This is a genomic window from Paenibacillus sp. FSL P4-0338, assembly GCF_038002365.1.
In the GTDB taxonomy this organism is placed as follows: domain Bacteria; phylum Bacillota; class Bacilli; order Paenibacillales; family Paenibacillaceae; genus Paenibacillus_AQ.
Genome location: NZ_JBBOCG010000001.1, coordinates 4664007 through 4684689, shown reverse-complemented (window position 1 = coordinate 4684689; position 20683 = coordinate 4664007). Strand labels below are relative to the sequence as shown.

Annotated in this window: 20 protein-coding genes; all 20 read left to right on the top strand. The window is 47.1% G+C overall.

What is annotated here, in order from left to right:
- The first annotated feature begins 184 nt into the window (after positions 1-184).
- The 20 genes from MKZ07_RS20585 to rfbC all read left to right on the top strand — a co-directional run bounded on the left by MKZ07_RS20585 (position 185) and on the right by rfbC (position 20682).
- Entirely contained in the window at positions 185-2914 is a 2730-nt protein-coding gene (locus tag MKZ07_RS20585) for a stalk domain-containing protein (protein ID WP_036699239.1), read from the top strand.
- Between the two features lie 57 nt (positions 2915-2971).
- Positions 2972-4129 carry a sensor histidine kinase gene (locus MKZ07_RS20580; RefSeq protein ID WP_036699270.1) on the top strand — a complete coding sequence of 386 codons (1158 nt, stop codon included), beginning with the start codon at positions 2972-2974 and terminating at the stop codon, positions 4127-4129.
- 4 nt (positions 4130-4133) lie between these two features.
- Positions 4134-4856 carry a response regulator gene (locus MKZ07_RS20575; protein ID WP_036699238.1) on the top strand — a complete coding sequence of 241 codons (723 nt, stop codon included), beginning with the start codon at positions 4134-4136 and terminating at the stop codon, positions 4854-4856.
- A gap of 252 nt (positions 4857-5108) precedes the next feature.
- A complete protein-coding gene (locus MKZ07_RS20570) occupies positions 5109-5552 on the top strand; it encodes a hypothetical protein (RefSeq protein ID WP_051493922.1) in 444 nt (147 codons plus the stop codon).
- 94 nt (positions 5553-5646) lie between these two features.
- The gene (locus tag MKZ07_RS20565; protein WP_341027348.1) at positions 5647-7536 is read left to right on the top strand and encodes a DEAD/DEAH box helicase; all 1890 of its coding nucleotides are present in this window, start codon (positions 5647-5649) and stop codon (positions 7534-7536) included.
- A 72-nt stretch (positions 7537-7608) separates the two neighbouring features.
- Positions 7609-8490 (top strand): ComF family protein, encoded by an 882-nt coding sequence (locus MKZ07_RS20560; protein WP_341027346.1) that lies wholly within the window; start codon positions 7609-7611, stop codon positions 8488-8490.
- Between the two features lie 141 nt (positions 8491-8631).
- Positions 8632-9039, top strand: a complete 408-nt coding sequence (locus MKZ07_RS20555; RefSeq protein ID WP_341027343.1) for a TIGR03826 family flagellar region protein — start codon at positions 8632-8634, stop codon at positions 9037-9039.
- 105 nt (positions 9040-9144) lie between these two features.
- On the top strand, positions 9145-9432 hold the full coding sequence (gene flgM / locus MKZ07_RS20550; RefSeq protein ID WP_036694667.1) for a flagellar biosynthesis anti-sigma factor FlgM: 288 nt from the start codon (positions 9145-9147) through the stop codon (positions 9430-9432).
- Positions 9433-9444: 12 nt separating this feature from the next.
- Complete coding sequence (locus tag MKZ07_RS20545) at positions 9445-9945, top strand: flagellar protein FlgN (protein ID WP_036694669.1); 501 nt, start codon at positions 9445-9447, stop codon at positions 9943-9945.
- 57 nt (positions 9946-10002) lie between these two features.
- Positions 10003-11598: a flagellar hook-associated protein FlgK gene (gene flgK, locus MKZ07_RS20540; protein WP_341027342.1), complete on the top strand. Its 1596-nt coding sequence runs from the start codon at positions 10003-10005 to the stop codon at positions 11596-11598.
- A gap of 13 nt (positions 11599-11611) precedes the next feature.
- Positions 11612-12529 (top strand): flagellar hook-associated protein FlgL, encoded by a 918-nt coding sequence (flgL, locus tag MKZ07_RS20535; RefSeq protein WP_341027341.1) that lies wholly within the window; start codon positions 11612-11614, stop codon positions 12527-12529.
- A gap of 18 nt (positions 12530-12547) precedes the next feature.
- Entirely contained in the window at positions 12548-13111 is a 564-nt protein-coding gene (locus MKZ07_RS20530) for a DUF6470 family protein (RefSeq protein WP_341027339.1), read from the top strand.
- A gap of 96 nt (positions 13112-13207) precedes the next feature.
- Positions 13208-13654 (top strand): flagellar assembly protein FliW, encoded by a 447-nt coding sequence (gene fliW / locus MKZ07_RS20525; RefSeq protein ID WP_341027337.1) that lies wholly within the window; start codon positions 13208-13210, stop codon positions 13652-13654.
- 1 nt (position 13655) lies between these two features.
- A complete protein-coding gene (csrA, locus tag MKZ07_RS20520; protein ID WP_341027335.1) occupies positions 13656-13904 on the top strand; it encodes a carbon storage regulator CsrA in 249 nt (82 codons plus the stop codon).
- Between the two features lie 233 nt (positions 13905-14137).
- Positions 14138-15367 carry a flagellin N-terminal helical domain-containing protein gene (locus tag MKZ07_RS20515; protein ID WP_341027333.1) on the top strand — a complete coding sequence of 410 codons (1230 nt, stop codon included), beginning with the start codon at positions 14138-14140 and terminating at the stop codon, positions 15365-15367.
- Between the two features lie 132 nt (positions 15368-15499).
- The gene (locus MKZ07_RS20510; RefSeq protein ID WP_341027332.1) at positions 15500-17341 is read left to right on the top strand and encodes a glycosyltransferase; all 1842 of its coding nucleotides are present in this window, start codon (positions 15500-15502) and stop codon (positions 17339-17341) included.
- 101 nt (positions 17342-17442) lie between these two features.
- Positions 17443-18225, top strand: a complete 783-nt coding sequence (gene rfbF, locus MKZ07_RS20505) for a glucose-1-phosphate cytidylyltransferase (RefSeq protein ID WP_341027330.1) — start codon at positions 17443-17445, stop codon at positions 18223-18225.
- Between the two features lie 30 nt (positions 18226-18255).
- Positions 18256-18954, top strand: a complete 699-nt coding sequence (locus MKZ07_RS20500) for a hypothetical protein (RefSeq protein WP_341027329.1) — start codon at positions 18256-18258, stop codon at positions 18952-18954.
- Complete coding sequence (locus tag MKZ07_RS20495) at positions 18951-19889, top strand: NAD-dependent epimerase/dehydratase family protein (protein ID WP_341027328.1); 939 nt, start codon at positions 18951-18953, stop codon at positions 19887-19889. Before MKZ07_RS20500 ends, MKZ07_RS20495 begins: the two co-directional genes overlap by 4 nt.
- A 226-nt stretch (positions 19890-20115) precedes the next feature.
- Complete coding sequence (rfbC, locus tag MKZ07_RS20490; RefSeq protein WP_341027326.1) at positions 20116-20682, top strand: dTDP-4-dehydrorhamnose 3,5-epimerase; 567 nt, start codon at positions 20116-20118, stop codon at positions 20680-20682.
- Position 20683 lies beyond the last annotated feature (1 nt).

The window sequence follows — 20683 nt, the reverse complement described above, 5'->3', positions numbered from 1 at the left end:
TGGCACGCCAGGACAGCTCCGGCGTGACTCTGCCCAGCCGGTAAAAACTGCTAGTTCTCTCCAATTTTCGCAACTTTTCGAGCTGAATTCAGTCTATTAAAGGTATAGTCTATTACTATGAACTGATATCCAGGTCTTGATAGCGAGGTAGAAGAGTACAAATAGATGGGAGAGTTACACTGAAATGAATGAGTTTTTCATGGGGAAGAAGAGTACGGAGCAAACACGGGGAAATCAATGGTCGCCTGCTAAAAAATGGATTGCTGCATCCCTGGCAGGTGTAATATGGATCATGCCGGTTGTCGGAAGTGAAGGTGCAGGATGGCTGGGCGCAAGCACTGCGCCGGTAGCACAAGCAGCAGCGTCCTTCTCGGCGACGAAGCTTAGTGAAGAGGTTATCACTTCCGGTGCGATGATGATGAAATATAAATTTACCACGGTGCGTTCCGGTAAGAGTGCGACAGGACTGGCCAGCGTCATTCGTGTCGATCTGAATAATCCTTACGTCTCTCTGGATGTAATGACCGGCAAAGGCGGGAATCTGACGACACGGCAGAGCACCGGGGGCATGGCGGCGGAGACAGGAGCAGTCGCGGCGGTGAACGGGGATTACTTCAATACCGGCGGAGAGGGTGCACCGATTGGCGGTCAGGTATCCGGCGGAGTATTGGTGTCTACCCCTTCACAGTTGAACGGAATGTATGCTTTTGCAGTAACCAAGGACCGTAAACCTATCATTGATGAATATACTTTTGAGGGGATGCTGACCGCAGAGGATGGTTCTCAGTTCCCGCTATCCGGCATCAACAAAGGGGCTTACAATCCCGAAGGCGGCAGTTCAACTTACAGTCATGCTAATGCTGCTTATATTTATACAGATGCTTGGACAGCGCTGGAGCGTCCTAAGGGCAGTTCTACTACACCGACGGAGGTGCTGGTAGAGAATGATATCATTACTCAGATCTCGCTGGATTCGGCTCTGCCGGTGACCGTACCCAAGGGGGCCTATATTCTGCGGACGCACGGGCTGGCTGCACAGTTCGTTAAGGCCCATCTGATTGTAGGACAGAAGCTGAACAGTACCTATGTGCTCCGTTCCAAAACTACTCAGCAGGAGCTCGATCCTTCAACGCTGCAGATGATGATCGGGGGGCATACGATTCTGGTCAATAACGGCAAGGCGTCGTCGTTCTCACGCTCCACAAGCAGTATAGGCGGGTACCGGGCGCGTACAGCGCTGGGATATTCCCAGGATGGCAGGTATGTATATGTCATTGCAGCCGAGAAAAACAGCAATAGTGCAGGGCTGTCGCTGACAGAGCTGCAATCCTTCATGACGAATATTGGGGTGTGGAAAGGGATTAATCTGGACGGAGGGGGCTCTACAACGATGGTAGACCGCCCGCTGGCTGAAACCTCGACTACACTTACCTTCAATACCGAATACGGCAAGGAGCAGCGTACAATCGTTAACGGCGTCGGGGTATATACTTCTGCTCCGCAAGGTGAAGTGAAAGGAATCAAGATCAGCGGCAGTTCGGTACTGTTAATCGGACAAAAGGCCACATACTCCCTAAAGGGCTATGATACGTACTACAATCCGGTGGATGTAGCAGCGGCTAATCCGGCCTGGACCGCAAGCGGCGGCAGTGTGACTGTGAATGCGGGCGAAGCAACGGCAGTCAAGCCAGGAACCGTGAAGCTGAAGGCGACCAGCGGAACAGCGAGTGCGGAGACCGAGGTCACCGTTCTGGGCGGAGAAGACTTGTCTAGCCTGATTGCAGGTACAGCCACTGCACCGCTGCAAGCTGGGGCCACTGTATCAGTTCCGGTTAGCGCAGTGTCGAAGAGCGGGGCAACGATAGCTGTTCCGGCAACCGCACTGAAGTGGGAGTTCATCGGCTTCAAGGGAAGTGTGGGGGATGGCAAGCTTAAGGTGGAGTCGGTCGATCCTGGCGTAACTACCGGATATGCGATTGCCCGCTATGACGGCTTCAGCACGGCGGTTGTCTTGTCTACTGCGGCTGCTACGGCGTGGGAGGATTTCGAGAATGCCAATTATCCGTTCGCGTTCACTACCAATGCGGCAGGGGTTACCGGAACAGCAGCAGTGGTTCCAGGCAGCGCAGAGCGTGCAGGCTCGAAGGTGTTATCGCTTAGCTACGATATGAGTGCAGGCACCGGCAAAATGTATGCATACGCCCAGTTCAACGGTACAACGGGCAAGGATATTCCGGCGGCGGCGACCTCAATGTCCGTCGATGTGATGGGAGACATGAGCCTGAACTGGATGCGTGCCGAGCTGACGGATGCCAGCGGAAAGACGGCCTATATTGATCTGGCGAAAGTCATCGACTGGAACGGCTGGAAGACGCTTAATATCGATCTGTCCGGCTCAGGGATTAAATTCCCAGCTTCCCTTAAGAGACTTTACGTGGTAAATGTAGAAGAAGGCCAGGATGAACGGGCCAAGACGGGGACAGTGGCCTTTGATAATATTTCCTTCGTGATGCCATCGCTCTCCAGTGAGGCGGGACTGCCCAAAGGGATGGCGGCGATGAGCATAGGCGGCAAGGCGATGACGGTTAACGGCACCAAGCAGCCTATTGATGTCGCACCGATCGTGAAGGACGGCAGTACGTATGTGCCGATAAAATATGTAATGGACGCGTTCGGCGGCAATGCGGTCTGGGATGCGAAGACCAAGAAGATTATGGTCCTTCGGGGCTCCAAGGCGCTGGATCTGACCGTGAACAAGAAGGAATTCGTGCTGAACGGGAAGCGGCAGAGTGCTGAAGTAGCACCTATAATCCTGAATGCCAGGACTTTAGTACCGCTCAGACTCGTGACAGAACAGCTTGGACTGACTGTAAAATGGGAACAGAACACTAAGACCGTAACTATCGAATCGTGATATGTTAGTATAAAGGAAAGCCTTTAATACGATTCGATAGAAATGGGGCAAGCATCCGTGGAATTTCAAGCCGATGCGATAGATCGGGTGATTAAAAACACCATCGATGTGATGGAGAGCAGCAAGTATCAGATATTCGAAATATTGCAGGTGGCACGGGATGAGCTTGCTGCACTCAACAAAGAGCTGCAGCGGGTCATGGAAGAAACGGATGAAACATTGCAAAAGGTAGACAAGCTGGAGCAGCAGTACCACCGCTCCCGGATCCGGCTGACAGAGGTCAGCCGGGATTTTGTCCGCTACACGGAGAAGGACATACGGATTGCCTATGAGAAGGCGACAGAGCTGCAACTTGAGCTGATGATGACCAGGGAGAGGGAGGCTTATCTGCGGAACAGACGCGATGAACTGCAAATGCGTGTTCGCAGTGTCGAAAATTCTGTAGAACGTGCCGAATCAATTGGTTCGCAAATGAGCGTTGTCCTGGAATATCTGTCTGGAGAACTAGGTCAAGTGACGCGAATTGTCGAATCTGCGAAGAACCGCCAGATGATTGGACTCAAAATAATCCTGGCTCAGGAAGAGGAACGGAAAAGAATTGCCCGGGAAATTCATGACGGGCCTGCTCAAATGCTGGCGAATCTAGTCCTAAGGACGGAAATTGTAGAAAGAATGCTGGTAAAGCAGGAATTTGGGCTGGTACAAGCCGAAGTAATAGACTTAAAGGGGCAGGTAAGATACAGCCTGGAAGAAATGCGCAAGGTGATTTTCAACCTGCGTCCGATGGCGCTTGATGATTTGGGGCTGATTCCGACTCTGCGGAAGTATGTGCATGATTATGAGGAGAAGACGAAGATCCGTACCTCTTTTGAAACCAGGGGGAAGGAGCACCGGTTGTCCTCGGCGATGGAAGCAGCGGTATACCGGCTGGTTCAGGAGGGGCTGTCCAATGCGGCGAAGCATGCTTATCCGAGCTACGTACTGGTAGAGATTACTTATCAGGCTCAATTGATCAAGATTGTCGTGAAAGACAATGGCTTAGGCTTCAATGTGAAAAAAATCAGTGAACAAGCCAACCGGGAAAGCTTCGGTCTGGTGGGTATGCGCGAACGCGTGGAATTGCTGGAAGGAAGAATGGAAATACAGTCAGCCGAGAACCAGGGCACAACAATCGTAATTCACATTCCGACGAATGTGGAAAAGGGAAAGGAGTAATGTGATGGAGAACCAAAACTCTGGCAAAGCGCCCATTAAAGTTCTTTTGGCCGATGATCATCAATTGTTTCGTGAAGGGCTCAAGCGTATTTTGAATATGGAGGATGACATCGAGGTCATTGGCGAATGCGGTGACGGCATCCAGGTGCTTGAATTCTGCAACGGCAACAAGCCGGATATCGTACTGATGGATATCAATATGCCGATTGAGAACGGCGTGGAGGCTACGCAAAAGCTCCGTGAAATGTTCCCGGATGTCAAAGTGATAATCCTCTCGATTCATGACGATGAAAGCTATGTGTTTGAGACGCTGCGCAAGGGGGCGAACGGATACCTGCTGAAGGATATGGAAGCCGAGTCGCTGATTAATGCGATCCGTTCTGTATGTGAGGGGCATGCTTTTATCCATCCGAAGGTGACCGGCAAGCTGATTAATCAGCTGCGGCGCATGACGTACCTTAACGAGACTGGCGCTATGGCCGAGACGGCCGTGAAGGAAGCCGGTGTCAAATTCGTTGCAGGCGACAACAATCCGCTGACCCGCCGCGAGGCAGAGGTGCTGCGCTTGATGGCAGAGGGCAAGAGCAACAAGATGATCGGGGAGTATCTGTTTATCAGTGAGAAGACGGTCAAAAACCATGTCAGCAGTATTCTGCAAAAGATGGAAGTGGATGACCGCACGCAGGCTGTAATTAATTCTATCAAATATGGCTGGGTAACTTTATAGCTTCCCTCATAATCGTTTAACTGAGCGTTTTGGAGAATCCTAATGATCCTATAAAACGGTACATAACTTGTATGCAGCCTCGAGCTGCAGCCATAGTATTGTTTCAGTCCGCACTCTATTCGAATTTTGCAAAATGCTAACTTAAATATGTACCCTAAGTTAAACTGGCGGGAGAGGCTCCCGTGCTAGTGGGCTGTCACCGTCCTTTTATATCCGGCATATAGTGTGGGTATAAGAGGGAGGTGCATCTTCATGATCGCCCAGTTAATCTGGATTATCTCTATTTATGCATCCGCAGCAGCCCTTGTTCAACTCCTGCATCATCGGGAAGAGACCCGGGCAGCAGCACGGACTGGTAAGCGGCTTCACTATATTCTGATTACCCGTAATCATGAGGCCGTGGTGGAGTGGTATCTCAGGGTCTTTGCAGTTCATGCTTGCTGGATGGGCAGGCCCCTGCAGGTTACCTTGGTGGATGACGGTTCAGAGGACAGGACCATGGCGGTAGCCTCACGGATGGCTTATTACAACTCTTCTATTGAATTTGCGCCTGCGGTGCCGTTATACGGTCTCGCGGACAGCGCAGAACTCCGGCAGGGAGTTACAGTGGACCTACGGGTTCAAGAGCCGCTGCTGCCGCTGCGGATGATGCGGTTGCCGGGAAGCGGGAGATCCCCATCCAAGCACGGCGAATGACAGTTAAATATACCAGTTACGGGTGAAGCACACTCTCCAGGAATGGGGCGGTGTGCTTTTTTGTTGTGTTTCTTAAGAAAAGGGGGCGAGGGAATTGAAGGTAGCAGTGTATGTGGTGACGCAGGGCGGGGACTGGCAGGCTCGGATTTCACTGAATCTGGCGGTGGATGAATTATGGTGGGCGGGTGAGGCGGAGGGGCTTGTGATGCTCTCCCGGTCACTACCGCTGGGCTGGGCGGTGAAACTGGCAACAGTTTGCAAGTTCACGAACCAGATGCAGCGCTGGGATGAGGCAGCCTGGGTGAAGTACACCGCAGCTCTCTTGAAGGCGGAGATCCGAGCGGAGCAGGCTGCTGGAGGGGCACGGGGAGCAGGTTGGCCTTTTGAGGAGGTTGTGGTGTATAGGCTGCCGGGAGACAGGGGATGGGGTGGGGATGGGGAATTGGGAGGTGTCAGGGGGAACGCACAGGAGAGCTTACGGAGGAGTGAGCTGGAGGTACTTGCAGCGGAAGCTGACCGGCTGGTTGCGGCGCTGGACGGGCGTTCCTTGCTTCAGGGTGAAGCAGAGGCTCTTGTGGCCGAGCAGCTCCCGGAGCTGGCGGAGAATTGGCGGGCTGCGGCGCAGCTCGCCTACCTCCAGGGACGGCTACGCCTTACGGCAGCCGTCCTGGCCCCTGCGGGCGCCGCGCGGCCAGGCCTGCTCCGCCGCGAAGTGCCGCGCTGCCTGCGTTGCGGCAGCGTACCCACGGGCCGCACGGCCTGCGCCGCGTGCGGCCTTGCCGGCTGCGCCTATTGCGAGGCCTGCCTCGCACTGGGGCGCAGCCGGGCTTGCGCGCTGCTGCTGCGCAGCGCACCGCTGCCGGCCGTGCGCTGCACGGCCGGCCTATCCCCCACCGTAGCGGCACGCCGGTGGGGGCTTAGCGCAGCGCAGGCGGCCGCCGCCGCCGCTGCGCTGGGGTTCCTGGCGGAGCCGCGCAGGCGCTCCGCCAGCCCGGGCCCAGAGCGGTTCCTGCTCTGGGCAGTGACGGGAGCGGGGAAGACAGAGATGATCTTCCCGCTCCTGGACGCGGCGCTCGCGGCCGGAGGCCGGGTGCTGATCGCCACTCCGCGGCGTGACGTCGTGCTGGAGCTTGCGCCGCGCCTGGCTAAGGCCTTCCCGGCGGATGCCCCCGCCGTGCTGTACGGAGGCAGCGAGGACCGCTTGCGCCGCAGCCGGATCACCCTGGCGACCACACACCAGCTGCTGCGGTTTGGTCAGGCCTTCGATCTGGTCATCATCGATGAGATCGATGCGTTTCCCTATCACAACGATCCTATGCTGGACTATGCTGCAAGGCAGGTCTGCAAGCCCGGCGGACGAGTCATCCTTCTCTCTGCTACGCCGCCTGCAGAGCTGCAGCGCCTCGCCCGCTCCGGCAGATTGCCGCATGCAAGGGTGCCGGTCCGGTTTCACGGCCATCCCTTGCCGGTACCGCGCCATATCCGGATACCGCCGCTTCATCGCTGCCTGAAGCAGGGCAGAATTCCGGCAGGACTGCGTTCAGCGCTGCAGCATTCCCTTGACCGTAAGGCACAGCTTTTCCTCTTCGTCTCCCGGATTGCCCATATTGAGGGACTGCTGCAGCTGCTGCGGCGGATGTTCCCCGGGATTTCTATAGAGGGAACCTCCTCTCAAGACCCGGGCAGAGCAGAGAAGGTTCTTAAGTTCCGGGATGGCACCATTTCCCTGCTGGTAACGACAACGATACTGGAGCGTGGGGTCACGGTACCGCATAGTGATGTGTTTATTCTGGATGCGGACAGCGGACTCTTTGATGAGGCAGCCTTGGTGCAGATGGCGGGCCGGGCGGGACGCTCCAAGGATGATCCGGCAGGCAATGTCATCTTCGCTTCGGCAGAGTGGACCCGCTCGCAGCGCGCCGCCATATCACAGATCCGCAGTATGAATTCGATCGCCCGCAGACAGGGATATCTCAAGTCTTAACCGTCTTCTAATTTTGGATTTGATACTCTCTGTACTCTAGACTCCATACCGTCATTTAGAAGGAGGTTTACCATGCGAAACCTGACCTCATGGATGAAGCAAGCCCGCTCCCTGATCGCACCTTCGCAGCCGGAATGTCTGTTTTGCGGCCACAGAGGCCGTCCTTCTCCCGAATGGCCCGGAATCTGCGTACACTGCCAGAGCGGCATTCCATGGATTCGTGTTCCCCGGTGCCAGATCTGCGGGCGTCATGTGGGCTGCCCCGATTGCAGCCGCAGCCAGGGGCCCTTACCGATCCGGTGCAACCGGAGTGCAGTAGCGTACACCAGTGATATGCGAGAAATACTAGGCCAGTATAAATACCGGGGGAATGAGCGGCTCGCACCCCTGCTCGGTCTGATGCTGGACAGGGCATACGAGCTCCTGCAACAAGAACAAAGCATTCAACAATTAAATGGAGCGCAACAAGGTGATTTTTTCAACAAACCATTCCCGGTATTACAATCAAAGCTTCGGATGCGTTCCAACCTATGGCAAGCCGACCTGCTGGTCCCTGTACCTGTGAGCGCTGTCCGCCTGTCCGAGCGTGGATTCAATCAGGCAGAGCGGATGGCAGAAGTAGTATCCCTGCAGAGAGGAGTTCCACAGCTTCCGCTGCTGGTCCGAACTCATCACACCGCCAAGCAGAGCTTCAAAAGCAGAAGGGAGCGGATGGCCGATATGAAGCATGCTTTTGCCGGAAATACAGATCCGGTGGTTCTGCAAAGTCTGAATGAACACCTGTATTCCCGTGCGTCGCATCAGCTTGAACAGCGCCTCCTGCGAATTATCATTGTCGATGATATCTACACTACGGGGAGTACGATTCGTGCCTGTGCCGGGGCGCTTCAGCAGCTCTGCCGCAGCCTGGATTGCACTGCCGAGATATACTCTCTGACCTGGGCGCGTTCCTAGCAGCAGCTGCCGCTCTGGAATTCAATAAAACCGCTTCCCTGACCGATACTAAACATAGACGGATCTTCGGCGATCATGTAATCTTAGTAGCATAAGCGATTCATGAGTTGTGCAGAATGATAGAAGGGAGCCGCGGTAGATATGAATGTAGACAATTGTCCGAGATGCGGCAAGTTATATGTCAAGAACCTGATGAACCTGTGCCAGCCCTGCATCAAGGAATTAGAGCATGAGTATGAAATCTGTGTAGAATACTTACGCAAAAATAGAGGCACCAACATACAGGAGCTGTCCGATGCCACCGATATTTCCATCAAGGAAATCACACGTTTTATCCGGGAGGGCCGGATTTCCATAGCCAATGCACCCAATATGATGTACCCTTGCGAGGTATGCGGAACCCTGATCCGGGACGGGCATATGTGCGACAGCTGCCGCAGCCGTCTGACCAAGGATCTTGCCAATGCGGCCAAGGAAAGTGCAGACACAAGCGCTTCCAAGAAGGCTCAAGATGGCGCTTACCGCGCGGTGGACAAGTTCCGCAACTAAACAATTCTGCAAAAAAACGCTTGCAGCTATAAAGAATGTTTCAACAGGGGCCGATAAACTTAGTAAAGATTATCGGCTTTTTTATTACAGAAGGAAGGTGAAGTTATGAAAATTAACGATGCCGGACGAATCAATGCGATTAATCCATACCAACGAAGTGCGGAATCGCAAAGGCAGGAACAGATGAAGAAAAGTACACGCAAGGATGAGGTATCGATTTCGGATGAAGCCATTAAGCTGCTTCAGGCACAGAAGAGCGGGAAGATTGACACTGAACGTGCGAACAAGATCGAGAGCCTGAAACAGCAAGTATCCGCAGGTACCTACCAGGTTGACGCAGCCAAGCTCGCCGAGACACTCGCCCCCTACTTTAAGCAATCCTCCGAGAATTAGGTGAACACACCCATGGCACTTACAACATTATTAGAATTGCTTGAGCGGCTGGACGAGGCGCATGTGCAGATGCTGGATCTGGCCGCAGTCAAGAAACAGACCATTATGGACAATAAGGTAGAGGGTCTCATTGATATCCTGAACCGTGAGTCCAAGCTGATGAAGGTGATTGGACAGCTGGAAGAACGGCGTGCAGAAGCGGCCTTCGAGTTTTTGCAGGGGGTTGGAATCCGTTCCAATCTGAATCTGAATCTTACCGAGCTGTCCCGCCTTGTATTTGATCCCGAAGACAAATCACGCCTGCTGCATATTCAGCAGAAGCTTTCCGGCACATTGCAGCAATTAAAAAAGGCCAATGAGCTGAATCAGAAGCTGATTGAGCAGTCGCTTACCTTTATAGATTATTCCCTGGATTTGCTTGTCGGAAGACCAAATCAGGAAATGACGTACCATCATCCGTCCGACAAGGGCAGCAGTGTAACTCGGCCGGGTCTTTTTGATGCCCGTGGATAATCAGGTTATCCGCTGAGCTGCGCCCACCGCAGCAATCACAAGGGAGGAACACGCAGTATGACATCTACATTCCACTCCATCGAGACCGCAAGACGAAGCCTGTTTACCCAGACAGCGGCGCTCAATACCACCGGCCACAACATTGCCAACGCCAACACGGAAGGATATACCCGCCAGCGTGTGAATATGAAGGCGGCCATCCCGATTGAAGCCTATGGTATGAATAACTCAACAGTTCCAGGACAGCTTGGAACCGGGGTTGAATTCACTTCCATTGAGCGAATTCGGGAGATGTTCCTGGACGATCAATTCCGCGGAGAGAACTCGGCAAGCGGGAACTGGAGCATTCAGTCGGATACCTTAGATAAGCTGGAAGCGATTGTGAATGAGCCTTCAGATACCGGTGTCCGTATCGTACTGGATAACTTCTGGAAATCCTGGTCGGACCTAAGTAAGAACCCGGAAGATCCCACAGCCCGCAAGATCGTCGTGCAGTCAGCTCAGGCGCTCACAGATGCTATGAACTATATGAGTACACAGCTCAGTAATCTGGACCGTGATCTAAGCACCAACATTGATGTCAAAGGAAAAGAGATCCAGAGCTACCTCAGCTCTATCGCTAACCTCAATCAATCCATCTCCAAGATAGAAGGTATGGGCGACAAAGCCAATGATCTGCGCGATCAGCGCGACCTGTTGACGGACAAGCTGTCCAAGATTGCCAATATCACCATACTGGATACCGATGCCGGATATAACATCTCACTGGGCTCACAGCCGTTAGTTCAAGGAGCGACCGTAACTGCGGCTGTAGACAGTACATTTCTTAATACCGCCTTCGCCTCCGGCGATTTGAAGGCCGGTGAAGCTTATGGGATGCTTTTCTCCAAAAACACCTATGTAGCAGATTACAGAAAGCAGCTCGACGCGATGGCCAATACCATTGCCAATGGTGAAGTGCAGGTGACCATACCGGCAGGCTCTAACTTGCCCGCAGGAACCACAGTGCTCAAGGATTCAGAGATTATTAATCCGGATGGCACCAAAGCAACTCTTCCGGCAGGAAGCGCCGTACCTATTCCATTAACGGGTGATTTGAAAACAACAGTCAAGGGTCTGAACGGACTCCATCAGTTGGGGTATGCGTTGAACGGGACTTCGGGCCGGCCATTCTTCACCTCTTCGGTAGCCGGGGAAGCAATCACTGCTGCCAATCTCAAGCTTAATCCGGAAATTGCGGCTGATCCCACGCTGTTTGCTACTTCCTTGCGTACTACTACAGACACATCAGGTAATGTATCCGTAGTAAAAGGGAATAACACACTGGCACTGCTGTTCAGCAATATGAAGGATAACAATACGTTTGCAACAGCGGACGGTACCAAGACCGGTACGGTCGGGTCATACCTAAGCTCCATGGTTGGACAATTGGGTATCCAATCTCAAGAGGCCACACGTCAGGCGAGCAACGCCGATTATCTGGTGGAGCAAGTCAATTCCCGCCGCCAGTCTGTAAGCGGTGTGTCGCTGGATGAAGAAATGTCCAATATGCTGGTGTTCCAGCATGCCTACAGTGCTGCTGCGCGTTTCATGACAACCTATGATCAGATGCTTGATAAATTAATTAATTCTACCGGCATGGTCGGAAGATAAGGAGGAACACACAATGATCAGAGTCACCTCCAATATGATGAGCTCACAGCTGCTGCTTAACTTGAACCGCAATGCACGTACCATGAACGACACCCAGCTCCAGCTGGCCAGCGGCCGCAAAATCAACAAGCCCTCCGACGACCCGGTAGGCATCACCTATTCCCTCCGCTACCGTGCGGAGTTGTCCTCTAACGAGCAGTACACGAAGAACGTGGATAGCGCGCTGTCTTGGCTGGATTATAACGATACGGTGTTGGGCCAGACGGGGGATGTTGTTCAACGTTTGCGGGAGCTTACTGTACAGGCTTCTACCGGCAGTAATCCTCAATCTGCTCTTGACAGTATTAATGAAGAAGTGATGCAGCTCAAAGAACAGCTGGTGGATATAGCGAACAGCAAGCTGAACGGAAAGTATATTTTTAATGGTGAGCAGTATACTACCAAGCCTTATGACTTTGCTAAGGGTGCTGATGGTACATATGACACTACCAAAACAATCACTACAGATCCTGGACAAATTCAGTATATTGTAGGAGAAGGCGTGCAAATGCCGATTAATATGACTGGAAATGATGTTTTCGGTCAAACTGGAGAAGCGGACAATCTGTTTTCGATTATTAACAATCTATCATCTGCACTTAAGTCAGGTGATCTAACAGGGATTTCTAGCCAGATTGATATGATTGATACTCGTAATGATTCAATACTATCTGCACGAGCTGAGATTGGAGCCAAGACTAACCGTGTGGAATTAATGCAAGATCGCTTGAGTGATCTCAATATTAACCTTAATGATTTGCAGGCTAAGACAGAGGATGCTGATTACGAAGGACTAATTATGCAGTCAAAAATTCAAGAGAATATTTATAACGCATCTCTTTCTGTGGGGGCGAAGATTATCTCTACGACTCTAGTGGACTTCATTAGATAATGGAGGTGGAACAAGTTGGTGCAATCTGTTCTGCAAATTCGACAGAAGCCTGCGATTCTTGGGATTGATGCTGACTTAGGAGCCTTTTCTATAACTCAGCCCAAAGCAGAGGTTACTATTACAACTACACCTGGGGAACTGAAGGTTCAATCTACTCGTCCAGAGCTGACGATTGATCAGACAAGAGCACGTGCAGCCTATAATGGTGGCAGCGTCTTAGACATGAACAAAAGGATTTACTCAGGAATCCAGCAGCTATATCTCCAAGCGATAGCCCGCAGAGTGGAGCAGGGAACTCGTATGGCTGAGTTTTTTAAACCGGGAAATACAATTGCAGAAGTCTATGGAATGGATACAGAACCTAATTCATTTCCAGAGCCGTGCGGTAATGCGTCTTATGATAATGTAGACATTCACTTTGAGACAAGAGCACCAGAAATCAGTTTCAGAGCTGCAACGGTAGATATTCAGGTTCAAAGGCACCGCCCAGAAACAGAATATACGCGCGGAAAACTTGATATTTATATGCAGCAATATGCTTCGGTACAGTTTATTTCACCAGAATTGAATGTTAAAATGTGATACGCTAAGCTATGGATGTGCCAGAGAGCGCTTCTGTAGCTTTTCTGTTATTAGGGAGTTAGTTTTGCTATGCAGAACTTATAAGGAGTGAATAATTTGATTATAGAAACATATGCAATGGGCAAACTTGAAGTAAGTGAGAATCAGATTTATCATTTTTCAAAGGGCATCCCGGGTTTTGATGATGAAGTTGATTTTGCCTTAATCGCTATGCCTGATGGCCCGTTTTGGGTGCTACAGTCTGTACATGAGCAAGGACTTTCATTTCTACTAAGTGATCCATTCGTATTTTACCCATCCTATGAATTTGAACTTCCTGATGATGAAGCGGAGGAGCTTGCAATTGAATCAGAAGTGCTTGTTCGCTGTATTCTTACTCTGAAGGAAGATGTAGAAGCTTCTACGATTAATCTCTTAGCCCCGATTGTGCTGAATCCCATAGGTCTGACAGGTAAACAAATTGTTCTCCATCGGACCCCCTATCACACGAAGCATAGCCTGCTACAAGAGCAGACAACAATAGACGGAAAGGATGGTGGATAATATGCTCGTACTGTCCCGCAAGAAAGGTGAGACCATTGTCATTCAAGATCAGATTGAATTGACGATCTTAAGTGTGGATGGTGATACTGTAAAAGTTGGCATCTCTGCCCCCAAGCATGTCGATATTTTCCGTAAAGAAGTCTATCTTTCCATCCAGCAATCCAACAAGGAGTCTGTGGCTCCACAACAGTCTGATTTAAATACACTGATTCATCGACTTCGTGGGCCAGGGAGCAATGAAGATGATTAGATTAAGGTATTCAGAGGAGGTATCAGAGTGGCTATTACATAGCTGCCGGGTATCTCTTTTTATATTAAATAATTAATACTGATTTATAAAAAACTTTCGAAATACTCTAAACAGTTGGGCACTTGTCGTCGATATATGTATTAGGCACTGAGCCGGCAGGGCGGCCGACCTTAATGGTTCAGTGCTTACCACATGGATGTGGAACTAACTTAATTTCAGGGAGGAAATATCAAATGATTATCAACCACAATATCGCGGCGCTGAACACGCACCGCCAACTGTCTGCTAACACAGCCAACACAAACAAAAATATCGAGAAACTGTCTTCCGGTCTTCGCATCAACCGTGCAGGTGATGACGCAGCAGGTCTGGCAATCTCCGAAAAAATGCGCGGCCAAATCCGTGGTTTGGATCAGGCTTCCCGTAACTCACAAGATGGTATCTCTTTGATTCAAACAGCTGAAGGCGCACTGAACGAAACTCACAGCATCCTGCAACGTATGCGTGAACTTTCCGTTCAATCCGCGAATGATACGAATACAGCTGGTGATCGTGGTGAACTACAGAAAGAAATGGATCAACTTGGTAAAGAAATTGATCGTATCCGTGATACAACTCAATTCAATACTAAAAACTTGCTTGATGGATCAATGGGCGATGGTGTAGCAGCAGATAAAAAGAATGTATTGACAAATACATCGCTTTCAAACACTACTACAAGTGCAACTACAATTGCCAACTTAAAAGATTCAAGCGGTGCTTCGCTGGGCATAGTTGATGGCGATACTATCGAAATTTCCTATGTTGTTAATGGAGAAGCAAAAGTTAACAATGTTACATTTAATAGTGCATCCGCATTGTCTGCTGTTCTATCGGCTGCTAATACTGGTGGTGCAATTAGTGATGTTACTGGTGGAGTTGCAATTACTGCAACAACAGCTGGTTTTGCTGGTGCTGTAAACGGACTTACTGTTTCTGTAAAGGATAGTAATGGGAATGTTCGTGCAGGTGCAACAAATGCTCTCTCAAGCTTTAATCAGACTGAGGCAGCTAAAAATATTAGAGCTGATGGACAAGCAACATTCCATATTGGAGCTAATACAGGTCAGAATATTAAGCTTAGTATTGAGGACACTGGCGCTGCTGCTCTAGGTGTGAATGGATTGAAAATTGGAAATCAAGGTCAAGCAAACGTTGCGATTAAAGTACTTGATGCGGCTACTCAATTTGTTTCAGCTGAACGTTCTAAGCTGGGTGCTGTTCAGAACCGTTTGGAACACACTATCAATAACTTAGGTACTGCTTCCGAAAACTTGACAGCTGCAGAATCTCGTGTGCGTGATGTAGACATGGCGAAAGAAATGATGCAACAAACGAAGAATAATATCCTTGCTCAGGCTTCTCAAGCAATGTTAGCACAAGCTAATCAGCAACCACAAGGTGTTCTTCAACTTCTGAGATAATTATCAGAGTATTAAGTAAGGGTCAGGGGATGAACCTCTGACTCTTTTTTTATACAGTATGTTAAGGAGTTCGTATTATGTAATAATCTTACCCAGGGAGGATAGGATTACATAATACGAAAGGGGGGAATTATGAATATTTCATTATGTGTGATATGTAAAAATGAAGAGAAAAATATACAAAAGTGTTTAGAAGGATTAAAAACTATTGTAAATGAAATGGTTGTTATAGACACGGGATCTACAGATCGAACAATAGAGATTGCGGAAAAGCTTGGTGCATCAGTCTATCAATACGATTGGGATAATAATTTTTCAAATGCTAAAAATTATGCGTTAGACATTGCTAAAGGTGAGTGGATTGTTTTTTTAGACGCTGATGAATTTATTCTTCCTAAGGATTCACAAAAGATAGTGCGTATTATTAATGAAATTGAAAAACGAGATCCTACTACAGATGGATTTGTTCTACAACACATTAGTATAGATGAGGCCAGTGGTAGTGTAATGGAAATAAATCGGTTGATAAGGGTGTTTAGAAAATCTACTTTGCGATATCAGGGAGCAATACATGAGTCTGTGTACAAACTTAATGGTAATCTCAATATTGCAGATGGTACAGCCAGTGATATTGCTATATATCATACAGGCTATTCAGTTGATCGAATAGAATTAAAAGCAGAACGCAATCTAAAACTTCTCCTAAAGGATATGGAGAATGGTAATGAAAATGAAATGACACCCTTGTATCTCTCGGATTGTTATATGGCACTTGGAGAATTTGAAAAGTCTTTGGAGTACGCTGTCAAATTTATCCGAAGAAATCATGTGGTATACGGGTTTAATGCAAAACCCTATTCTACTGTGATTCGTTCTTTGATGGTTTTGAATAAGGACAATGATACCAGACGTACATGGATCGAAAAAGCGATTACCAAGTTTCCTGGTCACCCGGATTTTATGTGGTATAAAGGAATACAGCACCTAGCAGAGGCGGAATACAGTGCTGGATTAGAGGCATTGCTACAAGCAATAGAATGCAACAAAAATTATGTTGGATCAGAATCAAAGAAAATCGCGTATGCTTTAGGTGAAATATATGTTCATATTGCTTCAGTATATAAGCTGAAAAATGATTATTTGAATGCTCTAGAATATTATTTAAAAGCTTTAAAAGAGAATAAACAAGTGAATAATGCTTTTGAAGGCTTAGTTGAAGTAACGCAAGACTACTCAAATGATGAGTTTATGAATGTTATTAGAGATATCTATGATGATAGTGAAAGTGACATAGGTTTTTTAGTGAATAAATTATCTGAGCTGAGGTCAGGAAGATTACTACTGGATTATTCTGACATCTGGATTAACTGTTACCACAAACAAGACCATATAAGCTTCTATAAATTATATCTAAAAAATGAATTTAACGAAGCTTTTAAATTAGTATATGCTTCTTCAACCGATGATACACAGGATAAGGTAACTCAGGTGTACATTGTTGTAACTGCTTTGTTAAGCATGAATGAGGCAATAATCCAACTCGCTTGCTCAAAAGTTAGTGTTTCCTTTAAAAGGATACTTGAAGTATATATAGGAAAGGGGAATAAGTTATTTAATGAGGATAATGACAGTTTAATTGCAATATTTTCAGAAATTGTTAGGATATGCAGTGATGAACAACTTAGGGAATTGTTTGCAATTGAAAAGTATATCCCCTTAGACATGTCACTAAAGATTGCGCTAATGTTAATGAATCAGAAAAGATATTCGTTGGCATTAGAATATTTTAATAATACTCTTACGCTTGAAGGAGAAGCCTTGTTCCATCTAGGTGTATGCTATTACAGAATGGGAATGTTTGAAAAAAGCATATTCGCTTTAGAGGAAGCAAAGAACACAGGCTATAGGAAGCAACAGGTCACTGAGTATTTGAAATGGTGTAATGAATATAAAGATTCTTCTGGTCAAATGTGATTTTTAAAATCTCTATAAATAATAACTTTGAAAAATATGCAAAAAAAAGATTATACTTTTATGAAGTTAGAGCAACATCTAAAGTAAGGATGTGAACAAGGATGAAGGTTGTTATCTTGGCTGGGGGAAGAGGAACAAGGATTAGTGAAGAGTCTCATCTAAAACCAAAGCCAATGATTGAAATTGGTGAAGCTCCGGTACTATGGCATATTATGAAGACGTATTCACATTATGGATATAATGAATTTATTATTTGCTTAGGCTACAAAGGTTACATCATTAAGGAGTATTTTGCAAATTACTATCGACATATGTCGGAAGCAGTCACTTATGATTATACCTCAGGTAACACTGTTGAAATTCATGGAAATAAAGTTGAACCTTGGAAAGTTACTCTCGTAGACACAGGCCTAAATACGATGACGGGCAGCCGGATTAAGCGAATTCAACCATATGTGGGTGATAATCCTTTTATGCTTACCTATGGCGACGGCCTATCCAATGTCAATATTAATCGCCTTGTTGATAGTCATCAAAAGAGTGGGAGACTGGCAACCATTACTGCAGTACAGCCAGATGGAAGGTTCGGACGGTTAGAAATAGAAAATGATAAAGTTATTGGCTTCGCTGAGAAGGTTAAGGGAGACGGCGGTTGGATCAATGGCGGCTTTATGGTTTGTGAACCTCAAGTGTTTAATTATATCAATGACAAAGACACAGCAATTCTTGAGCAGGGACCCTTGCAAGATTTGGCGCGGGATGGAGAGCTTAATGTTTACCGTCATGAGGATTTCTGGCAGCCTATGGATACACTTCGTGAGAAGATAATTCTGGATGAGATGTGGGAGAAGCAGGAGGCACCGTGGAAAGTATGGGGGATTTAATTAAAAATAAAATATTTCTTGGAGAACTATATGTTCAAAATCGCTCTGTCGTTAAATGAATTGCAAGACTACGTTCTTCGTCAACTGAGTCACTTTTTTCCCGATAATCAGTTAATTGTTAGAGACGAGCGGTTTAACCAAACCTTTCTCAATGCATTAGATCGCACGGAGTATTGTTTCCGGCATGTGAAGATGCAGTCATATCATCATGAAGGAAATACATTTTTCTCGCATCTTCACTCTGATCAGTACACATTGTTCTTATGGTTTTTGTCCAATTCGATATGGAAAGAATATGAGGATACTATATTTGCATCTAAGTTTTTTTATCTGAACAAGGTTTTGAATGGCGTGATGTGTATGTATGATGCGGATATGCCGGATATTTTTCTTGTCTTGCACGGCGGTGGTGTTGTTTTGGGGAAAGCTTCCTATAGTGATTTTTTTGTTTGCTATCAAGGTTGTACAGTAGGAGCTATTGAAGGTGCTTATCCGCATTTAGGAAAAGGTATAGTTATGGCTCCGCAGTCAACGATCATTGGATCATGCGTAGTCGAGGGCCATTCAACAATAGGAAATCAAGCGCTCTTGCGTAATATGAATCTGAAAAGCGGAATGCTATATTATAGAGATATTGTGACCGGACAGCATTTGATTAGGAAGTCTGAAAAAGTTTGGGCACAGTCTTTTTTTAATGTATCAATTCCACATGATGGAGAACAGTTATGAAGCCAAAAACCATATTAATCAGTGGTGCTGACGGATATATAGCGCTACATTTGTCTCAAATGTTACAAAAACATAATTTTAACGTTCTAACGGCTACACGGAATAAAAATGGGATGGTTCAAATGGACTTCTCCAAGCCTAGTGAGGTTGCATCACTGAGAATGAGTAGTATTGACTGGATGATACACACTGTTTCTCCAAATGAGGCGCTCTATAAGACAGATCCCTATCGTGCACTATCAGAGAGTGCACTGGGAATTCATGCTGCTCTTGATTTCTGCGTAGCAAATAGAATTAAAAATTTCATTTATTTTTCAAGTTTTCATGTACTGGGTAAGCAGGATGGGAAGTTAACTGAATTGACTCCAGTTGCACCTGTCAATGACTATGGACTGGCACATAGTTTTGCAGAACAAACGGTCCAGTTATTCAATCGTACTAATCTAGTGAACACATGGATCATAAGACCTTCTAATCTTTTTGGTGTTCCGGTAGAGTCAGAGAAATTTAAACGATGGAATTTGATACCGTTTTTATTTTGCAAAGAAGCTGTAGAACGTAACCAAATTACACTAATGACTCCGGGCAATCAGCTTCGTAACTTTGTAGGTGTATCCGATGTCTGTAAGAAAGTACTCTGGATATTGAACCAAAGCCCCAAAGAACGAATTATTCATGCATATGGAAAAGAAACGTATAGTGTTTTGCACTATGCTTCAATAGTACAGAAAATCGCTTCAGAGATCTATGGTATTTCTGTTGAAATCGTCCGGCCTGAGGGTGAAGATTTATTCATTGAATTTGAATTCACCAGTATATTGGATGAATCGGATATTGCACCGAATAGTGAATTGGATAACTTTGTAGCAGAAATGATTAAGGTACTACTAACGAACCAGAAAAAAGGGGGTTTTATACGCGCTAGAAGCATCTGATAATTGAAGAGAAAGTTGAACTTCAATGCAAAGTCGATAGTAATTATAATGATACGAGGAATATATCAGAAAAATCTCTAATTTTCCCACTCGTGAAAGCGACCTTCCACGTGATTCATTATTCTTCTTGCAAATATTCATAAGTAACAAATACAATAACAGCTTTCGAAACTTGGATTCATTGAAACTTTGATTAGGATTATAGTATTTTCTGAGGAGAGTAGTTATGCTTGTTAAATCTACACCATTGCAGCATGCAGCGGTAATTGAAAGAGAGCCAATACGAGATACGCGTGGTTACTTTGCAAGAAGCTTTTGTAGAAAAACTCTGGTTGATCATGGAATCTTATTTGATCTTGCCCAAACCAACATTGCATTTAATGATCATCCTTACACTATTAGAGGAATGCATTTTCAATTACCACCGTATTCTGAAGAGAAAATTATTACTTGTACTCAAGGTTCTATATATGATGTGATTATTGATCTTAACCTTCATAGTTCTACGTTCGGAAAATGGTTTGGTATCACGTTATCTGAAAAAAACCAACTATCTTTATATGTTCCTAAGGGTTTTGCGCATGGCTACCAAACACTGCAAGGAAATACACTAATACATTATATGGTCAGTGAATACTACACCCCGGATCACGAATCTGGAATACGCTGGGATGATCCGGCTTTTGGGATAGAATGGCCGTATAAAAATGAAATTATTATCTCAGGAAAAGATCAGCAGTGGAGAGATTTTAATAGTATTACAGACGGTATTTTATTTTCTGAGGAGGATTGAA

What these genes read in the sequence shown, in the direction of transcription:
- MKZ07_RS20585 (WP_036699239.1), top strand. Translation starts at nt 185, where the DNA reads ATGAATGAGTTTTTCATGGGGAAGAAGAGTACGGAGCAAACACGGGGA.
- MKZ07_RS20575 (WP_036699238.1), top strand. Translation starts at nt 4,134, where the DNA reads ATGGAGAACCAAAACTCTGGCAAAGCGCCCATTAAAGTTCTTTTGGCC.
- MKZ07_RS20570 (WP_051493922.1), top strand. Translation starts at nt 5,109, where the DNA reads ATGATCGCCCAGTTAATCTGGATTATCTCTATTTATGCATCCGCAGCA.
- MKZ07_RS20560 (WP_341027346.1), top strand. Translation starts at nt 7,609, where the DNA reads ATGCGAAACCTGACCTCATGGATGAAGCAAGCCCGCTCCCTGATCGCA.
- MKZ07_RS20555 (WP_341027343.1), top strand. Translation starts at nt 8,632, where the DNA reads ATGAATGTAGACAATTGTCCGAGATGCGGCAAGTTATATGTCAAGAAC.
- flgM (WP_036694667.1), top strand. Translation starts at nt 9,145, where the DNA reads ATGAAAATTAACGATGCCGGACGAATCAATGCGATTAATCCATACCAA.
- MKZ07_RS20545 (WP_036694669.1), top strand. Translation starts at nt 9,445, where the DNA reads ATGGCACTTACAACATTATTAGAATTGCTTGAGCGGCTGGACGAGGCG.
- flgK (WP_341027342.1), top strand. Translation starts at nt 10,003, where the DNA reads ATGACATCTACATTCCACTCCATCGAGACCGCAAGACGAAGCCTGTTT.
- flgL (WP_341027341.1), top strand. Translation starts at nt 11,612, where the DNA reads ATGATCAGAGTCACCTCCAATATGATGAGCTCACAGCTGCTGCTTAAC.
- csrA (WP_341027335.1), top strand. Translation starts at nt 13,656, where the DNA reads ATGCTCGTACTGTCCCGCAAGAAAGGTGAGACCATTGTCATTCAAGAT.
- MKZ07_RS20515 (WP_341027333.1), top strand. Translation starts at nt 14,138, where the DNA reads ATGATTATCAACCACAATATCGCGGCGCTGAACACGCACCGCCAACTG.
- MKZ07_RS20510 (WP_341027332.1), top strand. Translation starts at nt 15,500, where the DNA reads ATGAATATTTCATTATGTGTGATATGTAAAAATGAAGAGAAAAATATA.
- rfbF (WP_341027330.1), top strand. Translation starts at nt 17,443, where the DNA reads ATGAAGGTTGTTATCTTGGCTGGGGGAAGAGGAACAAGGATTAGTGAA.
- MKZ07_RS20500 (WP_341027329.1), top strand. Translation starts at nt 18,256, where the DNA reads ATGTTCAAAATCGCTCTGTCGTTAAATGAATTGCAAGACTACGTTCTT.
- MKZ07_RS20495 (WP_341027328.1), top strand. Translation starts at nt 18,951, where the DNA reads ATGAAGCCAAAAACCATATTAATCAGTGGTGCTGACGGATATATAGCG.
- rfbC (WP_341027326.1), top strand. Translation starts at nt 20,116, where the DNA reads ATGCTTGTTAAATCTACACCATTGCAGCATGCAGCGGTAATTGAAAGA.